This window comes from Bartonella sp. MR168JLCBS (genome assembly GCF_042194175.1).
This window is the reverse complement of record NZ_JBHIMP010000098.1, coordinates 1,042-1,331: the sequence shown is the minus strand read 5'-3', so window position 1 is coordinate 1,331 and position 290 is coordinate 1,042. Positions and strand designations below refer to the sequence as shown.

Annotated in this window: 1 protein-coding gene; it reads left to right on the top strand. The window is 42.8% G+C overall.

Features of this window, described 5'->3' with window-relative positions:
• Positions 1–290, top strand: a 290-nt coding sequence (locus tag ACFIK8_RS09400) for a S41 family peptidase (RefSeq protein ID WP_375669266.1), incomplete at both ends; no start/stop codon positions are given.

Sequence of the window (290 nt, the reverse complement as noted above, 5' to 3'; positions counted from 1 at the left end):
GGAAAGCCGCTTATTGTACTCATTAATGGTGGTTCAGCAAGCGCTTCTGAAATTGTCGCAGGTGCGCTACAAGATCATCGTCGTGCTACAATTTTAGGCACACAATCTTTTGGCAAGGGATCTGTTCAAACGGTTATCCCCTTAGGTGAAAATGGTGCTTTACGCTTAACAACAGCACTCTATTATACGCCGGCTGGAACTTCAATTCAAGGAACTGGGATCACACCTGATATTATTGTAGAGCAACCATTGCCTGAACAATATAAAGATTACGATGTAAAGCTTGGTGA